The organism is Zobellia sp. OII3 (assembly GCF_002211465.1).
Taxonomy (GTDB): domain Bacteria; phylum Bacteroidota; class Bacteroidia; order Flavobacteriales; family Flavobacteriaceae; genus Zobellia; species Zobellia galactanivorans.
This window is the reverse complement of sequence record NZ_MWRZ01000002.1, coordinates 461,338-478,850: the sequence shown is the minus strand read 5'-3', so window position 1 is coordinate 478,850 and position 17,513 is coordinate 461,338. Positions and strand designations below refer to the sequence as shown.

The 17,513-nt window shown below is 44.0% G+C and carries 15 protein-coding genes; 3 read left to right on the top strand and 12 right to left on the bottom strand.

What is annotated here, in order from left to right:
- Nucleotides 1-13 precede the first annotated feature (13 nt).
- The 4 genes from B4Q04_RS09255 to B4Q04_RS09240 are packed head-to-tail and all read right to left on the bottom strand — an operon-like array spanning nt 14 to nt 4,544.
- Complete coding sequence (locus B4Q04_RS09255; protein WP_013995600.1) at nt 14-1,234, bottom strand: ABC transporter permease; 1,221 nt, start codon at nt 1,232-1,234, stop codon at nt 14-16.
- Nucleotides 1,235-1,236: 2 nt separating this feature from the next.
- Nucleotides 1,237-1,980, bottom strand: a complete 744-nt coding sequence (locus B4Q04_RS09250) for an ABC transporter ATP-binding protein (protein ID WP_013995599.1) — start codon at nt 1,978-1,980, stop codon at nt 1,237-1,239.
- A 9-nt stretch (nt 1,981-1,989) separates the two neighbouring features.
- Nucleotides 1,990-3,207: an efflux RND transporter periplasmic adaptor subunit gene (locus B4Q04_RS09245; protein ID WP_013995598.1), complete on the bottom strand. Its 1,218-nt coding sequence runs from the start codon at nt 3,205-3,207 to the stop codon at nt 1,990-1,992.
- Nucleotides 3,208-3,212: 5 nt separating this feature from the next.
- Nucleotides 3,213-4,544: a TolC family protein gene (locus B4Q04_RS09240; protein ID WP_088696632.1), complete on the bottom strand. Its 1,332-nt coding sequence runs from the start codon at nt 4,542-4,544 to the stop codon at nt 3,213-3,215.
- 274 nt (nt 4,545-4,818) lie between these two features.
- Between B4Q04_RS09240 and B4Q04_RS09235 the strand changes: the two genes are divergently transcribed.
- Nucleotides 4,819-5,316 (top strand): hypothetical protein, encoded by a 498-nt coding sequence (locus tag B4Q04_RS09235; protein ID WP_088696631.1) that lies wholly within the window; start codon nt 4,819-4,821, stop codon nt 5,314-5,316.
- A gap of 91 nt (nt 5,317-5,407) precedes the next feature.
- Here B4Q04_RS09235 and B4Q04_RS09230 read toward each other — a convergent pair whose 3' ends face one another.
- The 4 genes from B4Q04_RS09230 to B4Q04_RS09215 all read right to left on the bottom strand — a co-directional run bounded on the left by B4Q04_RS09230 (nt 5,408) and on the right by B4Q04_RS09215 (nt 9,298).
- Complete coding sequence (locus B4Q04_RS09230; protein WP_013995595.1) at nt 5,408-6,904, bottom strand: CotH kinase family protein; 1,497 nt, start codon at nt 6,902-6,904, stop codon at nt 5,408-5,410.
- Between the two features lie 204 nt (nt 6,905-7,108).
- Nucleotides 7,109-8,056, bottom strand: a complete 948-nt coding sequence (locus tag B4Q04_RS09225; RefSeq protein ID WP_088696630.1) for an ornithine cyclodeaminase family protein — start codon at nt 8,054-8,056, stop codon at nt 7,109-7,111.
- A complete protein-coding gene (locus B4Q04_RS09220) occupies nt 8,057-8,419 on the bottom strand; it encodes a MarR family winged helix-turn-helix transcriptional regulator (RefSeq protein ID WP_013995593.1) in 363 nt (120 codons plus the stop codon).
- Nucleotides 8,420-8,572: 153 nt separating this feature from the next.
- Nucleotides 8,573-9,298 carry a phosphatase PAP2 family protein gene (locus B4Q04_RS09215; RefSeq protein ID WP_161496058.1) on the bottom strand — a complete coding sequence of 242 codons (726 nt, stop codon included), beginning with the start codon at nt 9,296-9,298 and terminating at the stop codon, nt 8,573-8,575.
- 260 nt (nt 9,299-9,558) lie between these two features.
- Here B4Q04_RS09215 and B4Q04_RS09210 point away from each other — a divergent pair, with 260 nt between their 5' ends.
- Complete coding sequence (locus B4Q04_RS09210) at nt 9,559-10,950, top strand: right-handed parallel beta-helix repeat-containing protein (RefSeq protein WP_088696628.1); 1,392 nt, start codon at nt 9,559-9,561, stop codon at nt 10,948-10,950.
- Nucleotides 10,951-11,014: 64 nt separating this feature from the next.
- Here the strand turns inward: B4Q04_RS09210 and B4Q04_RS09205 are convergent, their stop codons facing one another.
- Entirely contained in the window at nt 11,015-12,001 is a 987-nt protein-coding gene (locus tag B4Q04_RS09205) for a family 16 glycosylhydrolase (RefSeq protein ID WP_013995590.1), read from the bottom strand.
- 574 nt (nt 12,002-12,575) lie between these two features.
- On the opposite strand from B4Q04_RS09205, the gene B4Q04_RS09200 reads away from it, so the two are divergent.
- On the top strand, nt 12,576-14,051 hold the full coding sequence (locus tag B4Q04_RS09200) for an Iota-carrageenase (protein WP_088696627.1): 1,476 nt from the start codon (nt 12,576-12,578) through the stop codon (nt 14,049-14,051).
- 80 nt (nt 14,052-14,131) lie between these two features.
- On the opposite strand, the gene B4Q04_RS09195 is transcribed toward B4Q04_RS09200, so the two are convergent.
- The 3 genes from B4Q04_RS09195 to B4Q04_RS09185 are packed head-to-tail and all read right to left on the bottom strand — an operon-like array spanning nt 14,132 to nt 17,498.
- Nucleotides 14,132-15,019 carry a carbohydrate kinase family protein gene (locus B4Q04_RS09195; RefSeq protein ID WP_088696626.1) on the bottom strand — a complete coding sequence of 296 codons (888 nt, stop codon included), beginning with the start codon at nt 15,017-15,019 and terminating at the stop codon, nt 14,132-14,134.
- Nucleotides 15,020-16,516, bottom strand: coding sequence for a mannitol dehydrogenase family protein (locus B4Q04_RS09190; protein WP_013995586.1), 1,497 nt, complete (start codon nt 16,514-16,516; stop codon nt 15,020-15,022).
- Nucleotides 16,517-16,529: 13 nt separating this feature from the next.
- Nucleotides 16,530-17,498, bottom strand: a complete 969-nt coding sequence (locus tag B4Q04_RS09185; RefSeq protein ID WP_013995585.1) for an ABC transporter permease — start codon at nt 17,496-17,498, stop codon at nt 16,530-16,532.
- Nucleotides 17,499-17,513: the final 15 nt, after the last annotated feature.

Genomic DNA, 17,513 nt, shown 5'->3' with positions numbered 1-17,513 from the left:
ATACATAACTGTTTTATTCATAGCGCAATGCGGTAATCGGGTCTAAGACCGAAGCTTTTCTTGCGGGGTACCATCCAAAAAATATACCTGTAACCGCACATACGGCAAAGGATATGATTATGGAATATAAGGCCACACTTGTGGGCCAATGTAAGAACTTTTCAATAAAAACGGTAGCTCCCAATCCTAAGATGACCCCAAGGACACCACCGGTAATGCTAATAAGGATGGCCTCGATCAAAAATTGCATCAAAATATCGGAACCCTTCCCTCCTACGGCCATTCGCAGACCGATTTCCTTGGTACGTTCCTTTACCGAAACATACATGATGTTCATAATCCCTATACCGCCGATCAGCAATGAAATACCCGCTACGGCTACCAAAAGAATGGTCAGCATTTCACTGGTGGAGCTAAAGGTAGAAATTAATTCTTCCATAGAACGAACATGAAAGTCATCGTCTTCGGTGGCGGATAGTTTGTGCTGGGCCCGTAAAATTTCGGTCACTTCCTCAACGGCATCCGGAGCGTCTTCCTCACTAATGGAAGAGGCCATGATCTGGTTTAAATGGTCAATGGCCAGAATACGCTTTTGAACCGTGGTATAAGGGGCAATGACCACATCGTCTTGATCTTGGCCAAAGGTGTTTTCCCCTTTTTCCTCGAGTACCCCGATGACCATAAAGGGAATGTTGTTAAAACGGATCATTTGCCCAACGGGGTCGGTTCCATCGGGAAAGACATTATCGACCACCGTTTGCCCGATCACGGCTACCTTGGAGGCGGACTTTACTTCGGCATCGGTAAACATGCTTCCGCTTTGCAGGCCGACCACCTTAATGTCTAAATACTCGGGGTTTACCCCGTAAATCGTAGAAGGCCAGTTATTTGATCCGTTTATGACCTGACCGCCCCCATTGACCAAGGGAGAAACATAACTCAATAACTCGGTCTTTTCTTTAATGGCGTAATAATCATCTAGGGTAAGCGATTCCATGGCACTGGCATCTTGCCGTACCCCTCCGCGCACATCTTCGCCCGGCCGTATCGTGATCATGTTCGAACCCATACTCGAGATCGTACTGCGAATACTTTCCTTGGAACCTTCGCCAATAGCCAACATGGCGATTACCGAAGCCACGCCAATAATGATTCCTAACATGGTCAATAAGGTCCTTAACTTGTTAAGGACAATAGCTTTATAGGCTATTTTTAATAAGTTTAATAGTCTCATGGTCAATGGTCTTCTTTAGGTAATTTTGCTAATTCTTCTGCTGCCGATTGTATGTTGTCGTTCAAGTAATCTTGAATGATATTACCATCTTTCAATACGATAGTTCTACTACTAAAGGTGGCAATATCGGGTTCGTGGGTAACAAAGGTGATGGTGATGCCCTGCTTGTTCAGTTCTTGAAAAAGCGACATGATCTCGTAAGATGTGCGGGTGTCCAAATTTCCCGTAGCCTCATCGGCCAGGATCATTACCGGATTGTTCACCAATGAACGGGCAATGGCCACACGCTGCTGCTGACCGCCCGAAAGCTGTGAAGGTGTATGGTGCAGGCGGTCGGCCAAACCTACCATTTCCAATGCCTTTATGGCACGTTCACGACGTTCTTCGGTAGAGACCTTGCTATTGTACAAAAGGGGAAGTTCTACGTTCTCAATGGCCGAAGTACGTGCCAACAGGTTGTACGATTGAAAAATAAAACCGATTTTCTCGTTGCGGATGGTAGCCAACTCGTTTCGGCTCAGATCCTTTACTTTTAGCCCGTCAATTTCATACGTGCCCGATGTAGGTTGGTCCAAACAGCCCAAAATATTCAGTAAGGTACTTTTTCCAGAACCACTCGATCCCATAATCGTCACGAACTCGCCTTCATTAATGGCGAACGAGATACCCCGTAGCGCATGGACCGTTTCAGTGCCCATGGTAAAGTCGCGTTTTAAATCTTGTATTTTAATGATCTCTTTGCTCATGGCTGTTTGTTATTTCTTTTTGCTTCCCGGTGGTTTGGGCATAAAAGGACTTTCACTTGAGCCGCTAGGTTCAGAGGTGGCTATAGTGGATTCCGATTTTAGACTGTAGACCAATTGATCGCCTTCTTTTATTCCGCTCAAAATCTGAACCTTTACCCCATCGCTGGCCCCTAGGGTCACTTTCTGTGGAGATATGGCCCCATTGGCTCCGTAGATCCAAACTACGGTCGCTTCTTCATCCGATTCCATAGGGTGTTCGGGTCGGGCCATACTTAGGTTCTGTTGTTTGTTGTAAGCCATTAGTTCCGGCGGGCTCGGTTTAAAATTGATGGCCTTGGCTTCGACCGATAGTACATCCTTCAATTCCAAGGTGTATATGGAAATGGTAGCCGTTAGTCCTGGTTTAAGCTTCAAGTCAGGGTTGTCGGCTTTAATGACCACGGTGTAGGTAACTACATTTGAGGTTACCGTGGGGTTGAGCCTCACCTGTGTTACGATTCCGGAAAATATCTCTCCTTGATAGGCATCTACCGTAAAACTTACGCGTTGGCCTTCTTGAACCTGCCCTATATCGGCTTCATCTACATCGGCTTCTACTTGCATTTCCCTTAGGTCTTGTGCAATGGTAAAAAGCGTGGGCGTACTATAACTGGCCGCGACCGTTTGGCCTTCGTCAATATCCCTCGACAGTACGACCCCGTCTATGGGAGAATAGATATTGGCGTATTCCAGATTGGTCTTGGCCTTTTGTAGGTCCGATAAACGTTGGGTTACGTTACCTTTTGCCGTTTCGTAATTGTATACCGCATCATCGAAATCCGATTGGCTAATAACTTGGTTTTCGAACAAGGTCTTTTGTCTTTCGTAGATGGTCTTGGTGTAGTTTCTCTGACTGACCGCATTGTCATAGGCCGCTTGTGCCTGAACGGTAGCGGCCTTGAGGTTTGTTTTGTCCAACTCGGCAATCAGTTGTCCTTCGGTAACCACACTGTTATAATCCACATAGATCTTTTCGACGACCCCCGATACCTGGGTACCTACTTCCACTTGGGTGATGGGCTCAATGGTTCCGGTTGCCGTAACCATGGTCGTTACATTTCCTTTTTGGGCCGCTACCGTCTTTGCTTCAATCGTTACGCTATCACCTCCGTTTAGAAAGCTATATGCGACAAAAGCTATGAGAACCAAGGCAAGACCGCCTATTATGATTTTTCTTTTATTTTTCATTTTAGTTAAAGTTTAATTTCGTTTCCTTGATAGAATTGTAAGAGTTGATGGTAAAGAATATTTAGATATTTGGCTTGTAAATAGTTCTGTTGGGCATTGGTGTAAGTGTTTTGGCTGATCACTAGGTCCGTGGTACTTAGGGCCCCCAATTCGTATTTTTTCTGGGCCAATTTGTAGGACTGCTCCGCCGCTTCCAAAGAGGCTTGGGCCGCAATAAGCTGTTCTTGCGATGACACGGCATTTTCATAGGCCGTTTCTACTTTTTTTATGACTTCTTTCTCTACACTTTGCTTTTGTAATTGGGCTCTTTCAATATTTATTGCAGCGGTCTTTACCGCGGCCTTGGTTTGGTTTCTATTGAAGATGGGAATGCTTAGGCTTAACCCTAATTTCTGGTTGAAATTGACATCTAATTGATCACCAAAGGTGTTGTCGTTCAGGCTGGTGTATCCTGTTCCTAGGCTACCGACCAAGGATAAGGTGGGCAAGTAACCTCCTTTTGCAATATCCAGTTCCTTTTCGTTTATGGCGATGTTCGTCTGGCTCGCTTCCACTTCGGGTAAATATGCTAGGGCATTGCTATAAATGATCTCTTTGTTGAGTTCGAGGTTGATTAGGTCGGAGTTTTCGGCCATGGTCTCAATTTCCATGGTTTCCAAAGGTGATAGTTCCAATAACTGTTTCAGGGTTATGATGTGTTGTGCATAGTCGTTCTTGGCGGCGATCAACTGATATTTGTTGGTGGCGGCCTGACTTTGGGCCTCGGTGTAGTCGCTCAATGCTATAGACCCGGCATCTAGGCGTGATTTGGCCCTTAGCACTTCTTTTTCCGATGCTTCAAGATTGCTTTCGGCAATGGTGATTCCTTCTTTACTGTAAAGTGTTTGTAGGTAGGTTTCCAAGATGCTGATTACGATACTGTTCTTGGCTTCCTCTTCCAATAGACTACTTTGCTCCAGAAGCAGTTTGTTCTGTTGGATCTGGTTATTGATCTGGTTCCCTTGGAATAAGGTCACGGAACTATTGACTCCCAAATTGGTGTTGTGGATCTGGTCCGACACATAATCGCTGGTAATCGGGTCTATGGTGGTTCCGTTGGAGAATCCCTGTGAGGCGCTACCGAAAAGATTGGGCAATCGTGATGATTTGGCCTTGCTGTAGTCTACTTCGGAAATGTTCTTGCTCAAGGTGGCATCCTTGACCGTGATATTGTTCTCTATGGCATAGGAGATACAATCTTGCAAAGACCACACTTTAGGGGCCGAAGAAGTATCTGCTTCTTGGGCAAAAGCGATCTGGGCGACTAAAAAACTTGCCATTAGTATATATAGTTTCATTTAAGCGTATTTTTAATTAACACTTCAAAGGTGAAACTATGTGGCTACACTATAAAAAGGAATAGAAGTCTGGCCCTTTTGACTATACGGAACCCCGAATTTTATCGATGGAATTTTTGTGATGATATCGGAAAAGGAATTTAGAACGAAGCCATGAGCTTTTTTCTTCTATGGTAAGCATCACTGTTAAACTTCTATCAAAAAATAGTCCTTCTCCAAACCTGATGTAGTCTATTTCCTGTATTTGGAAAAAGGTGTGCTAAAAGCTATATTCATGCGGAATCTTGTAGTTGTGATTTTCGGTTTCTATTTTTCTTCCTCCCTGTATGGTCAAATAGCCCCTAAAGAACAGGTCTCCCTAGATTCCTTATTGATCACCAATTTATCGCAATACCGATTTGAGACTCCCGTGGGTATAAACGGAGAAGTCTTTACAACAGGTTATTTTGATTACCAGTTATCTGAAAAGTTCAGCGCCGGCCTAGAACGCAATTACGCCAAGTTTGGAACGCATGAGCAAATTACGCCTTCCCTAGTTTTTAAATACGATGTGAACGAGAAGACCTATTTGTTTACACGTGTGGGAAAGACCTATGACATCGATCAAGGTAGTGGGAGCGAGCAGGGAGGCCTAATCAACGTGAACTTGGGCCTTGGTTATAGAATGAAGAAAAAGAGGGTCTTGGAAGTAGGGATATTTGCCGGACAAACGAATATACCGAAGCTTCCACCCATAAGCCAGTTTTCCTTATCGATACGGTTTAGGTTCTAAACCATGGTAATAATAAAAAATCCGGTTACCTATGGCAACCGGATTTCCCCCTCTAGAATTATATCAGCATCATCACACTACATCCATATTACTAATTCAAATAATTATCGACTGCCGTTGCCCTTTCCGACACATGGCTGTTCAGTTCACTTATGGCTGCCTGAAAATCGGCGCTTGAATTCAAGAAACTGTATCCTTCGACTTCAGCGGTAGCATAGGGCTCTACCAATGCGGCATAGGTCGAATATTTGGCCTGCATATTACTTACGCTAAAGATATTGCTGGCTACTTCGCGAACATAGTCGTCGTACTTGGCCTTGTAGGTGGCATCTTCGTATAGATAACCGATCAAGGGCCATTCCGTTTCATTTAGGTCGGAGAAATCCAAGGCCAAGGCGCCTTCTTGATTTCCTCTTTGTAGGGCTTCGTTATTATCCCACGGAATCCATGCCAGTTTTTCGGTATCGGGATTGTTGTAAAGAAAGTAGTTGTGTGTCATTCTACCATAGGTATCCCAGTTTTGAATAACCGTATTCACCGCCAGATAGTTTAAGAAGGTATCGGTGTCAAAAACAGTCTCCAAATTGGCTCGCCAAGCTTCGGGGTCGCTTGTTCGATTATCGGCGTGTAGTGCGGCAAAAAGGCTTTGGATGTCGGAATAATCGGCTTCGTCTTCATTGGTTTTCTTAACAAAGACCTCTTCGGAGAAAGTGCCTTCGGCAAAACTGGCCCCATCGCCGTCAGGTTTGTACAAGTTGCCGTCGTTATCGCTAAACTGGGTATCGATTACGGTATCGTCTACTTCCTCTACCATGGTGTATACCCCAAAGTAAACAGGACCGTCGCCATGGTCAACATACACTTCGTAAATAGCGGCATGTGAACTGGCCAATCCGGCTTCCCTGAATACATCGGTGGCCACTTTTTCGCGTAACATCGATTTGTCGTTGTAATTGTTTTTAAGGCTTAGTTTTTTGAAACCGTAGAATCTTTGGTTGTCAATTTGTGGGTACTCATCTTCAAATTCATCAAAATCGAGCTTGAACGATAGTTTTAAGATACCACTGGACCAGCTTGATTGTAGACTTGAATTTCCTTTAAAGCGAAGGCCTACGCGATACCATTCCTTTCCATTATAGAAAACTTCACCAGGTACGAAAATCGGGTCCTCGTCGATTTCTACCAGTCCTCCCCCACCGGCTCCTCCAGCAGGTGGGCCTCCTGCCCCAGGGCCACTTCCGGCACCGAAGTCGCCCCCAAATTCACCGTATAACGACGTCATGTTGTCAAGCATGCTCTGCCAACGTTCTTCGGTAATCACTAGGTCTATACGTTTTACGGCGTTGTCGGCAAAGACTTCCTCAAAATCAGGGTCGGCCGATTTGCTGTGTGTTGCGTCGGTCCAATCCGTGGCCTCAAAATCGGTATCGGCGTACTGTTCAACATAGGCGTCTTCATCCCCTGTTTCGTCGTTGAGCTCCTCGGTAGTCTCCGAGTCGCTGTCTGTATTGGTCACATCATCGTCGGAACAGGAAACGATAAAGGTAAGTTGCATTGCCAGTACGAGCAATAGGCTTATTTTTTTCATTTTAAATGGGTTTGAGAATTTGTATTAGGGTACAAAGATGCGGAATAGAAAGACTGCTATTTTGAAGAATCAGTGAATAGGCGGTTCTTTTCAGTGAATGGCAATAGAGAATCGGTAACCCATTTGAAGGGGTTGGGATTCAGGGATATAAGCGAGGTTGATAAAGCAATCGACGGTAGCCGTTCAATATTTGTGCTGTAGGGATTATCCCTTCAAATTAGTATAGCAATGCAGTCCCGCAGCCAAGTCCTCAGAGGCGATACCCAGTGACTTGAACACCGTTTTTTTGGATGCATCGTACAGGCTGGAATCTTTCAATAGTTCCGACATATCGGCTTTTACGAAGTCAAGGGCATCATGACCGTTTTCCTTGGCCGGAAGCAACAGCTCTCCTGCCTCATTGGCCGCCGAAACCCGGTTGTCTACAAACACATCAGAGGTATTGATGATTTCTGAGGCAAGTTCCCTGGTGGTTGCCGTACAGGCCCCTACGGCATTGATGTGAACATGGGGTTTTAGGTAGGCGTTTTCCAATATAGGTTCCGTAGCGGCGGTAACCGTACAGATAATATCGGCGTCGATGGCCGCTTCCCTTACGGTGTCGCAGACCTTAAAATCAATTTCCTTGTATTGCTCCATATCGCCGGCAAGTCGTACTGCACTACTCTTGTTGAGGCTCCATAGGGTAATCTTTTCGATATCGCGGATTTCAAGCATGGCCTCAATGTGCTTTCTTGCCTGTACCCCACTACCAAGAATACATAAAGTCTTGGCCTTAGGAATCGCCAAGTGCTTTGTGGCCAAGGCGCTTACGGCCGCTGTTCTGATTCCCGTAATACCATCGGCATCCAAACTTGTCATTAACTGTCCCGTACGCGTTTCGTAGAGATGGATAACCCCTTGGTGCGAGCTGAGTCCTTTCTTATAGTTATCGGGAAAAATACTCAACACTTTGATCCCCATGACTTCATACGGGCGTATGTAGGCGGGCATCATGCCCATAATTCCATGGCTGTCATTGTGTAAGGGCATGGTCGTGCGGAGTGGATTGACGATATCCGTTTCGGCATTTAAGAGAAACAGTGCCTGCATAACCTCAATGCACTCCGACATGGGTAAAAGCTTCTCTATTTGATCGTTGTCTATAAACATCTATTCTAAGTTCTCTATAATTTTGTGCAAAACCTGTTTGAACTGTGCCAATTCATCGGGGGCGATACCATTTTCCGATAGTTCCGTTATCGTATTGGCAATGCTTAAGGCCTTGTTTTCAAGTGCCTTTCCTTGTTTTGTCAAAAATATTTGTTTGTTGCGCTTGTCCTCATCAAGGCAGCGTCTTATGAGCAATCCTTTTTTTTCCAAAGTATCCAGCTGGCGGGTCATGGTACTTTTTTCTTTCTTCGACCGCTTGGCCAGTTCCTGTTGGTTGATACCGTCCTCTTTCCATAAATAGAACAAAATCCGCCATTGTTCAATGGTGATTTCAACGCCGTTTTCCTGAAAGGCGCGTTGCAAATGCGCCGATAGAAGTCGTTCTGTGGCACTTATGAGTCGCGAGGAAGAGTTGAACTGCTCTGTTTTGATGATTTTTGAATTTAATTAATTGCAATATGCAACTATTTTTTTGAAAGAGCCAAGAATTTGGGGCCGCTTTTGCTAGCTTCAAGCTTAAAAGGATTTGGAAAAATAGAGTCCCAGTGTCCTATCGCTATAGCGGGGAATAAGGCTTACGTTTTTCCATTTTAAAAAGGGGTTCCATTGAAAGAGATAGTCAAAATGATAAACGAGCCGGGTCACTAGAATACCAATTCCCGCCCCGGCCAATACATCCGATAGGTAATGTTTGTTATTGGCCAAGCGTAAACCTCCCGTAAGGGTGGCAAATCCATAGCCGCTATAGGCCAGGTATCGATTGGTGTCTTTGTATTCTTCGTAGACTGCCGCACCCGACGCAAAGGCGATGGAGGTATGCCCGGAAGGAAAGGCATTTTTGTCGGAACCATCGGGCCTGAGCTTGTACACCGAATTTTTTATGGCCCTGGTGAACACATCGGTCAAGATCATGGAAACGGCCAGTTTTTTGGTCTGGTCGAACCAGTGGTGTCTCGCCTTGACACCGGCTACGTTTGCAATAACCAGTGTGGCTATGGGGGCATATCTCGAAAAATCGTCAATATGCGTGCGAAAGTCGTTGCCTACCCCATCAACGATGGTGGCGTTCAGGCTTTGCTCCCACCCGCTATCGGATAAGAGGATACCGGTAGTGAGGAGCGACAGGGGTAAAATACTTTTTTTGATCAGGTTTGTTCGGGGGCGTATCTCGGTACTATCACTTTGTGCGAACAGGTTGCCCAAGGTAAAACATATAAGGATCAGGCTTATTCTTTTTGTCATATTCCGATGTTGTTCGGCCAACGGTTTTAATCCCCCGAAAATAAATCCCGTTAAGGCCAAACACTTCAGCTGCATTACAATATAGTAAATGTTTTGATGTAGTTGGAATTTGCTTTCGCGGGATGTCTCCTGATCAAGCGGTTTTCTACGGCTTAGGATGCCCCGTTCATACGGTGTAATCTATCGAAAAATGGAAAATACACATACTATTCATTTTAAAAAGGAGTTTCAATTGGTGTAAAGCCCTATTTTCTATAGAAATGAGAAACCTAACAACTTACCTACTGATCTTCGTGCTGCTTTCACTGGCCGGATGTAAAAAGGATGTGCTAGACCTAGGGGGAACGACTTCTACTTATGGAGCCGATTCCGAGGACTTAGACGACCAAGGCTTGCCTAAGCTAAAGTTCAAAGTTGAATTGCCGAGTATGGCCGACACCAAGGAATATACGATAGACTTGGAGCAGTGGGATATTCCAAATGACGGAACCGACCCTCTTAAAACCACGGCAAACCTACAGGCCGCTATCGATTGGGCGCACGACGAAGGATATGGGCGGGTAATCTTGCCTGAAGGCCACTACCTGGTCGGGGAAGAGAAAAACGATATATACCAAGGGGGTATTGAAATTCATGGGAATACGGAGTTCGTATTTAGTGAAGGTGCTATTTTGGAAATCGATACCAATGACAAGTGGAACTATTGTGTAATCAGTTTAGATGGCGATAATATAATAATCAGGGACGGTATTGTTCAAGGAGATAGGGATACCCATGTTTTTACCCCACGGGAGAGCGACGGAAACACTGCTCATGACGAGGGCCACGGTATTTGTGTTTGGAACGACAGCAATATTGTTCTTGTAGATAATATGATTATCAGAAATACCACGGGCGACGGTTCCCTAGTATTGGAGGCTACCGATGTTACATTTACCAACAATGATATTTATAATAACAGAAGGCAGGGAATTTCTATTGTGGGCGGTACGCGCATTACGATTACCGACAATGAGATTCATCATATAAAGGGAACGAGCCCGCAATTTGGAATCGATATTGAGGGTGCCGGCCGAGTAGATGAAGATATCTTGATCCAAGACAACTATTTCCATCATAATACGGGAGGTGATATCGTAAATACAAGTGGTAAAAATGTCTATATATTGGATAACGTTATGGAGCAAGGGGAAGGAAGCACCTATGTAGACGGCCCCATTGTAAGCTGGCACAAAACCCATAACATCATAGCCCGAAATACCATTACCATGGTCGATGGCTCGGTCAATGGCCGGTTAGGCTATATACAGTATTCAGGTGGCGGGGACAAAGGACATAACCGTGCGACCTATGTTCATGACAATGTTTGTAACAGTTGTGGCATGTATATGTACAAAAGTTCGGATGCCGATGTAAGGCGTAATAAATTTTACGGTTATTTTATGTCGTTTACCGATTTTGACAATGCCGTATTGGTCGATAATTTAGTGACCTACTCCGAAGCGCATCCCAACCTAAGGTACTGCTGGTCTTACCGTTTTAACAATGTTACGGGTATGGCCGAAGGCAATTACCTGGGCGATGAACTACAAGACCTTCCCCTATCGAAGACCGAACCCTATACCATGCAGTGTGTATTGGACGGTTGGTAAAAAAATAAGGCAAAAACGTAATGTTAATGCCCTATTCAACTAAACAACTCACTATTATGAATAGTTATTCCTCTACCAATTGATAGGTATGTATCCAGTCTATTTTCATGGTGTTGATATTGTTGTTCGACAGATGTTCCTTTTTGGCAAGTCCCCCGAGCCAATCGGCATCAACCGTCCATAGGTCCCATATGATATTTAGCTCACGGGTAAAATCACGTGCCGAAACCACGCTTCCGGCGGGTTCGCCATCTAGGTAAAATTGAATGTGTGTGGCGTCTTTCCACCAAACGCCAAAGGTGTGGTATTCTTCGTTCCAAGCTACGCCCTTAAGCGGGTTGGCATCGGAGAGTTCGCGATTGTCAAAATTGCCCTTATTACGTTTGGTATCGTCATTGACCACGTGAAAATATTGCGAATTCATTTGCCAAGGGAAATCGGGCTGACAGTTACAGGAGGGGTTGGAGTTATTCTCTATAACGTCAATTTCGTTACGGTTGGAAATATTCCCATTGTTCAACCAAAAGGTATTATAGGCCGAAATATGGGCCCCTTTAATACGGCTTACGGTATACATGGGGTAATTGACTTGGGCCTTCGACATAACACGGGAGGTTTCGAACCAACGCTCGGGGTCGTTGCCCAAGGTAGCTTTGATCCACAGTTTGCCATCGCTAACTCCAGAGTTTTCGGCCTTCATTTGTACGGGTACACCATAGTTCCAAAGCGATTTGGTCCATTTATCAGTATTGAAACCATTGTTGAACTCATCGGAAAGTTGTGATATTTTTACCCATTTCATGCCTTGGGGTGCCGGAGGTGGGGTGTTTCCGGTAAAATCATAGGTCGCGTTCGCTGTAACAGTTTCTTCCTTGTTCGTTTCTTCATCGGGGTCGGTCGGGGTCAATTCTTCTTCGTTCGGTAGTTTTTCTTCCGACTTTTGAATTTCAGATTCCGGTATGGATTTTTTTTCCAATTCGGTATCTATATCATTCTTGCAGGCGAGACAAAATAGACTTGCTGCGAAAACAGCCATTTTAGTTAAGTTCATGGGGTATGTTTTATAATTTCTTGAGTGCAAAACTAAAATTTGTAAGGTTTTTATTTCAAAAACGCACCTCGAAAAAAACTTGACAAGTGCAGAAAATAACTCTACATTATCTCAATACAGGCTTGTAAAACATAGGTTTTCTACAAATTATCCTTAACCTATCGGCCTTTCTAAATTTTTTGAAATTGTGCCCCTTATTTATTTGGGTTCTACTATTCCATTCTTGTTATGGGAAGTTTTTTTGTGAAAACTATTCTTCATACCCTTTGATGTATACGTTTAAACTATAGGGAGTTAATCTGGTTTTGGTGCAATTCTAGTTTAATAAATGATGCCTTCTTTTTTGACTTACATTTTATTAACCTCTTGAATTCTTGGGGCTTGCTAATTATAAAATACTTAATATCAGGTGGTTGTGTAAAAGAGGTGGAAGGGTGTAGGACCGTTACTTATAATTGGCCCCTGTCGGAAGGGGGGGGTAAAGGTAAAATAGTGTTTAAGTGTATTAATTAACTTCTATATAAGTAGGAAAATACACTATAGATTGCGACATTATTAACCTTAAATTCTTACAATGAAATTACAATTTAAACCTGTTTATTTAGCGTCAATTGCCATAATGGCAATAGGATGCACCAAAGAAGTGACGGAAAACGATACCTCCGAAATTTCGGAAGTTCCAACTGAATTGAGGGCCGCGGCTTCTTCATTTTATACCCCACCGGGTCAGAATGTACGGGCCAATAAAAAAAACCTGGTCACGGATTACGGTGTTAACCACAATGATCAGAACGATGATAGTAGCAAATTAAACCTGGCTATCAAAGATTTATCGGATACCGGTGGTATACTGACCCTTCCTAAGGGAAAGTACTATTTGACCAAAATTAGAATGCGCTCTAATGTACATCTTGAAATAGAAAAGGGAACGGTAATCTATCCGACCAAGGGGTTGACTCCTGCGAAGAATCACAGAATTTTTGATTTTGCCAGTAAAACAGAGGAAAAAATAGAAAACGCCAGTATAGTGGGTAAAGGAGGTAAGTTTATAGTAGACCTAAGAGGCAACAGTTCTAAAAACCAAATTGTAGCCGATGTTGGTAACGTAACCAACTTTAAAATATCGAATTTTACGATCAAGGATGAAAAAACCATCTTTGCTTCGATATTGGTAAGCTTTACGGATAAGGCAGGCAATGCTTGGCCACATAAAGGTATTATTGAGAATATAGACCAGGCGAATGCCCATACGGGATATGGACTCATACAGGCGTACGCGGCAGATAACATTCTGTTCAACAATCTAAGTTGTACGGGCGGGGTAACCTTGCGTTTAGAAACCGACAACCTCGCTATGAAAACCGCTAAAAAAGGGGGGGTAAGGGATATTTTTGCTACAAAGATCAAGAATACCAATGGCTTGACCCCGGTAATGTTCTCTCCCCATTTTATGGAAAACGGTAAAGTGACCATAGATGATGTAACCGCCATCGGTTGTGCATATGCCGTACGTGTAGAGCACGGTTTTATAGAGATTTTCGATAAGGGGAATAGGGCAAGTGCCGACGCTTTCAAGAACTATATTGAAGGTATTCTAGGAGCTGGCTCGGTAGAAGTCGTGTACAAACGTAATAACGGAAGAACATGGGCGGCACGTATCGCAAACGACTTTAACGAAGCGGCGTATAACCACTCCAATCCTGCCGTTAGCGGAATCAAACCAGGGAAATTCGCCACATCTAAGGTAACCAATGTTAAGGCAACCTATAAGAGTACTGGCGCCAAACTCAAGCAGGCATTCTTATCCTATTTACCCTGTTCGGAACGTTCTAAGGTTTGTCGGCCAGGTCCAGATGGGTTCGAGTATAACGGACCCTCCTTGGGAGTTACCATCGATAACACGAAAAGGGACAACAGCCTTGGCAATTATAACGTCAATGTAAGCACCTCCAGTGTTCAGGGCTTTCCCAATAATTACGTTTTAAACGTAAAGTATAATACCCCTAAAGTATGTAACCAAAATCTAGGTAGTATTACTTCGTGTAACTGATCACGAAACAATTTGTAAATAAAAAGCAGCTGTCCCTTATTACGGGCGGCTGCTTTTATGTCTTTAAGCCATGTCGTGATTTATTGGCGACTTTTGATAAAGGCTTGGATTTCTTCCGGGGTAAATATCGGATTGGCCCCTTCCCTACCGGCTACCATAGCTCCTATGGCACAGGCGAAATCTATGGTTTTTTGCGGGTCTTCCATTTTTATTAAGCCGTTGGTCAATGATGCCAAAAAAGAATCGCCGGCCCCTACGGTATCCACAACTTCAATGGGGTAGCCCTTATTCTGGTAAAAGTTATCCTTGTAGTACAAAATAGCCCCATGCGCCCCACGTGTTACACAGATAGATTTTGTATCGGTACGTTTTGCTATAAAACTAATGTTCTGTTCCAAAGCATTTGATTCGGAGCCCAGTTCTTGACCGATTTCCAAAATCTCATCGTCGTTGAACTTAATAAAATCCGCCGCTTTCATCAAGTGGCCCAGAACTTCCATGTTATAATAGGGCGCCCTGAGATTCACGTCAAAAATCTTATACTTTGCTAATTTTAATAACTCGTAAAGCGTATGTTTGGATCGTTTGTCGCGAGCTACTAAACTCCCGTAAATAAAGGCGTCGGCCCCTTGGGTCGCTTTTATCGCCTTGTCGTCTATTTTTATGTTGTCCCAAGCCCTGGGAAATGTAATCTCATAGGAAGCGGAACCGTTTTGGGACAAGCTTACCTGTACTATTCCCGTGTTCAACTCTTGATCTACTTGTAAGTTTTCGGCGTTAATCCCTTTTTCTATGATGCTTTTCTCTATCTCCTTGCCTTTTTCATCCTCACCTATCCTACTGATGATGGATACCTGGTTACCTAAGGATTGTAAGCGTAACGCTACGTTCAAGGGGGCTCCCCCAATTTTTTCGTGTGTGGGGAAAACATCCCATAAAACTTCCCCAAAACAGACTATATTTTTCATTTAATTGTTGTTCTCCTGGTTACGGTTTATAGCGATCACACATTTTTCCACACCTTGGTCCATAATGTTTTTATAGGCTTGGGTGTACGCCTCTACAAAGCTTGAATCGTTTTTGAGTTTTCCGAATACCGACTCTATTTCCAAAAAGGTCTTCGGGTTTTCTACCGCGACCTTGGCTTTTTCACTTATCAAGGAAGCCATGGCGTCCTTGATATTCAGGACATGGCCTTTTTCATCTTTCCCCAAGCTATAGATTGCCCAAGCCGCAATGACAAAGGCGGCGCGCTTTATGGGTCCGTTTTCCGTTAATTGGGCATTTACGGTCGGTAAAATAAATATGGGGATCTTGGCGGAACTTTCAGAGCAGATTCTATCGATCTGGTCTTTTATATTGATGTTTCCAAACCTTTCCAACAGGGATCGCTTGTAGTCACTTAAATCGATGCCTTCCAAATCGCCTAAAACGGGACTCACCTCGACATCCATATAGCTGTTCAAAAAGCTTCTTACGTTTGGGTTGTTCACCGCTTCATCTATGGTATCGTATCCTAGTAGCGCGCCTAGAATGCCCAGTACGGAATGTCCGGCGTTTAGAAGGCTCAGTTTCATTTTTTCATAGGGCTCGACATTGTTTACAAATTGTGCCCCTACGGTTTCCCATGCCGGCCTTCCCTCAATAAAATCATCTTCTATGACCCATTGTTTAAAAGGTTCGCATACCACGGGCCAGGCATCTTCAATACCGGTAGTTTCCCGTAAGTTTATAATATCGGCTTCCGAGGTCGCCGGGGTTATTCTGTCGACCATGGCATTGGGAAAAGACACATGGCTTTCTATCCATTCCACCAAATCAGGTGCTGCGGTGGAAACATAAGTGAGCAACATCCTTTTGGCCATATGGCCATTCCCCTGAATGTTGTCGCAAGACTGAATGGTACATCCTTTGAGACCTCTATCCTTTCTCAGTTTTAAAGCTTGGGTCAGGTAACCAAAAATGGTCTTAGGGCTGTTGGGATGTGTTAGATCATGTTGGATCAAGGGATTGTCAAAGTCGAATTTTTTGGTGGCCTCGTTATAGTTATACCCACCTTCGGTAATGGTCAAGGTGATAATTTTGACTTCAGGACTCGCCATTTTTTCGATAACCTTTATGGGGGCTTCCGGAGCGAAGAGATATTCAACGATGGAACCGATGACCTGTCGGGTATGGGTGCCGTCCAGTTCCTTGACGATCAAGGTGTACAAGCCGTCTTGTTCTTTTAGGGTATTGTAGATCTTAGTGTCGAAATCCAAAAGGGCTACGCCACATATCCCCCAATCCGTGACGGATTCGTCTTGCAGTAGTTGATCGGTATAAAAAGCTTCATGTGCCCGGTGAAACCCACCGATACCCACATGTACGATGCCCGTTTTAAGCTTAGATCTGTTGTATTTTGGAACTGAAACTCTTTCTGAAATATGGGAAAGATTAGTGCTGTTTAATTTATAATTTTTCATGGAAGATCTTTGTTTATTTATTCTCAAATCGTTGAAGCAATACGGCAAAAATGATGATCCCTCCTTTTACGACTTGCTGTGGATATGAAGGCACGTTTAAAAGATTTAGGATATTGCTGATCAAGCCTAAGATCAATACCCCCATCAAGGTATTTATGGCCGTACCCCTACCGCCATTTAAACTGGCGCCGCCGATTACTACGGCGGCAATGGCATCCAGTTCCCAGGCCATGCCCATATTGGGTGAGCCTAGGTTGGTTCTCGAAGCTACGATGATGGCCGAAATGGCCGCCAAGGCCCCAGATATGGCATAGACCAAAAACTTGTACTTGTTTACCTTGATTCCAGAGAGTCGAGAGGCTTCCTCGTTACTTCCTATGGCAATGACGATTCTCCCGAAAACGTTGTGACGGAGCATGACCATCGCCAAAATCACGATTATAAAAAACACAATGGCAATATTGGGTATGCCCAAAAAGGAATTATTGGCAAAATCCGACATAAATAAACCGCCATAGGTCTTGAAAGTTACCGGAGAGCCTTTAGAGTAAATAAAGCCCATTCCCCGCGCTACGGTCATTAACGCCAAGGTTGCGATAAAGGGCGCCATTTTTTGGTAAGCCACCAAATAGCCCGAAACACTGCCCAGGCCAAATCCGATGGCAATGGTAATAAGAATGGCCAAGGGCAAGGCGAAAATATTAACGAGAATGGCAAAGGTCACGGCCAATAGGGCCACCATGGAACCTACGGACAAATCTATTCCGCCGGTCAAGATGACGATCAACATGCCGATACTTATAATACCGATACCCGATACTTGCTTTAAAAGGTTACTTAGGTTCACCGAGGTAAAGAATACATCTGAAATGATTGCGGAAAACAGCACCAATAACAAGAAGATGAATATGGTGTTGTATTTTATTAAGAACTTAAGCACACCGCCCGGGCTGCTCAGTTGTTGTTTTAAAGTTAAAGCCATCGTTTAAGTTTTTGA

What these genes read in the sequence shown, in the direction of transcription:
- B4Q04_RS09225 (WP_088696630.1), bottom strand. Translation starts at nt 8,056, where the DNA reads ATGTTTATAGACAACGATCAAATAGAGAAGCTTTTACCCATGTCGGAG.
- B4Q04_RS09255 (WP_013995600.1), bottom strand. Translation starts at nt 1,234, where the DNA reads ATGAGACTATTAAACTTATTAAAAATAGCCTATAAAGCTATTGTCCTT.
- B4Q04_RS09250 (WP_013995599.1), bottom strand. Translation starts at nt 1,980, where the DNA reads ATGAGCAAAGAGATCATTAAAATACAAGATTTAAAACGCGACTTTACC.
- B4Q04_RS09205 (WP_013995590.1), bottom strand. Translation starts at nt 12,001, where the DNA reads ATGAACTTAACTAAAATGGCTGTTTTCGCAGCAAGTCTATTTTGTCTC.
- B4Q04_RS09195 (WP_088696626.1), bottom strand. Translation starts at nt 15,019, where the DNA reads ATGAAAAATATAGTCTGTTTTGGGGAAGTTTTATGGGATGTTTTCCCC.
- B4Q04_RS09240 (WP_088696632.1), bottom strand. Translation starts at nt 4,544, where the DNA reads ATGAAACTATATATACTAATGGCAAGTTTTTTAGTCGCCCAGATCGCT.
- B4Q04_RS09190 (WP_013995586.1), bottom strand. Translation starts at nt 16,516, where the DNA reads ATGAAAAATTATAAATTAAACAGCACTAATCTTTCCCATATTTCAGAA.
- B4Q04_RS09235 (WP_088696631.1), top strand. Translation starts at nt 4,819, where the DNA reads ATGCGGAATCTTGTAGTTGTGATTTTCGGTTTCTATTTTTCTTCCTCC.
- B4Q04_RS09215 (WP_161496058.1), bottom strand. Translation starts at nt 9,298, where the DNA reads ATGACAAAAAGAATAAGCCTGATCCTTATATGTTTTACCTTGGGCAAC.
- B4Q04_RS09230 (WP_013995595.1), bottom strand. Translation starts at nt 6,904, where the DNA reads ATGAAAAAAATAAGCCTATTGCTCGTACTGGCAATGCAACTTACCTTT.
- B4Q04_RS09200 (WP_088696627.1), top strand. Translation starts at nt 12,576, where the DNA reads ATGAAATTACAATTTAAACCTGTTTATTTAGCGTCAATTGCCATAATG.
- B4Q04_RS09185 (WP_013995585.1), bottom strand. Translation starts at nt 17,498, where the DNA reads ATGGCTTTAACTTTAAAACAACAACTGAGCAGCCCGGGCGGTGTGCTT.
- B4Q04_RS09245 (WP_013995598.1), bottom strand. Translation starts at nt 3,207, where the DNA reads ATGAAAAATAAAAGAAAAATCATAATAGGCGGTCTTGCCTTGGTTCTC.
- B4Q04_RS09210 (WP_088696628.1), top strand. Translation starts at nt 9,559, where the DNA reads ATGAGAAACCTAACAACTTACCTACTGATCTTCGTGCTGCTTTCACTG.